Raw genomic sequence first — 1,937 nt, 5'->3', positions numbered from 1 at the left:
CCGGGTATTTGTGTCCTGAACATGAATGGAGCTGGTTGTAGGAGCAGTTCTTGAAATGGTGCTGTGCGGAAGATGAAGGTTGTTGGCCCTTCGGAGTCGCCCTGCGGGGGGAGGCTTCAAACCACCTCGTGCTGCGTTGGCTGAAGACCGTCGTGGTGAGCGACGAGGAAAAGGCGTCGTAAGAGGCGTCAGGTGGGGATCGGGAAGACGAACGCAAGTGAATCGCTGCTGACGTGTCGTAAGAGTCAAAGGTGACATCGAAACCGGGGTGTATACCCAATCCCGGGATGAGTCTGGCGGGTGCCCGTTTACTGGCCAGGCGGTGTCCGGCATGCAGGCGACGTGAGCCCGGTCTGCGGCTTCCGTATGGAACAGGAGAAGGCGTGCCTCGCCACTGTCCGCCGTGCTGGTGGGCGAGAGGGAGTGTCCCAAGCAGTCGACACTGCAAGGGATTGAGTACCGAGGCGAGGGACGCCGGCGGACCGGCTCGTAGTAGTGGTGAAGCCCTTGTAACGGGGGTGGAGCGAAGGAGCCGGGTCGTTCGTGGCTGAGTTGATCGCGTCAACCGGGCAGGGCCCGGGAGGAATTCGGTGGACCAGTTGAAGTCACAGGCCAAGCCGTTTGAGATTTCGAAGTGGGAAGTCAAGGAGGCGTGGGAGGAAGTCAGGGCGAACAAGGGCGCTCCCGGAGTGGATGGGCAGTCTCTTGACGACTTTGCGAAGGACCTGAAGGGCAACCTCTATAAGGTCTGGAACAGGATGTCGTCGGGGTCTTACTTTCCGCTGCCGGTGCGTGCGGTGGAGATTCCCAAGCCCCATGGCGGAGGGACAAGAATCCTCGGGATTCCTTGTGTGGCTGACCGGGTGGCGCAGACCGTGGTGGCCAGGCATCTCATGCGCCGGGTGGAGCCTGCATTCCATCCGGATTCGTATGGATACCGGCCCGGACGGTCGGCGCTTGACGCGGTCGCACGCTGCCGGGACCGCTGTTGGAAGCGGAACTGGGTCATCGACCTCGATGTCGCCAAGTTCTTCGACAGCGTCCGGTGGGACCTCCTGGTCAAGGCGGTGGAAGCTCACACCGACGCCGTTTGGGTGAGTTTGTATGTGAGGAGGTGGCTTCAAGCGCCGATGCAACGGCCCGACGGCAGCCTGCTGGTCCGGGACCGGGGAACCCCGCAAGGGGCGCCGGTCTCGCCCGTGATGGCGAACCTGTTCATGCACTACGCGTTCGACACCTGGCTGGCCCGGGAGTACCCGGGTGTCTGGTTCGAGCGTTACGCGGACGACGCGGTGATCCACTGCGTCACCGAGCGGCAGGCCAGGGAGGTCTTGGCCGCGCTGGTGGAGAGGATGGAGCAGGTCGGGCTGCAACTGCATCCCGACAAGACCCGGATCGTGTACTGCCGGGACGGCAAGCGCCGAAACTCGTACGAGCACACGGCGTTCACCTTCCTCGGCTACACGTTCCGCGCCCGCAGGAGCCGGGACAAGAAGGGAGAGAGCTTCCTCTCCTTCGACCCGGAGATCAGCAAAGAGGCCCTGAAACGGCTCAGTGCGGAGGTGCGTTCCTGGCATCTTCATACGCGGGCCGACCTCTCCTTCAACGATCTCGCCCGGTGGGTCAACCCACGGGTGGCGGGGTGGATGCAGTACTACGGCCGCTTCCGGCGGTCGGGGCTGGATCCCCTTCTGACGCGCATCAACGCCTACTTGGTGCGATGGATCCGCAAGAAGTACGAACGGCTCAGGGCGAAGCGGAAGGCCATCGCGAAGATGGGGGAGATCGCCAAGCGGTATCCCCGGATGTTCGCGCACTGGCCTTGGACCACCGCCTCGGCCTGGTGACCAGGACGACAGGAGCCGTGTAACGAGAGATCGTTCCGCACGGTTCTGTGAGAGCCGAGGGGTGAGATTCCCCTCGGCTACTCGGCGGCT

General features: G+C 63.2%; 1 protein-coding gene. It reads left to right on the top strand.

The features are described from left to right. Positions 1-590 precede the first annotated feature (590 nt). Entirely contained in the window at positions 591-1,847 is a 1,257-nt protein-coding gene (ltrA, locus tag ACWCQ1_RS52035; RefSeq protein WP_451030126.1) for a group II intron reverse transcriptase/maturase, read from the top strand. Positions 1,848-1,937: the final 90 nt, after the last annotated feature.

It is taken from the genome of Streptomyces sp. NPDC002144 (assembly GCF_053593695.1).
This window is presented reverse-complemented; position numbering and strand designations above follow the sequence as displayed.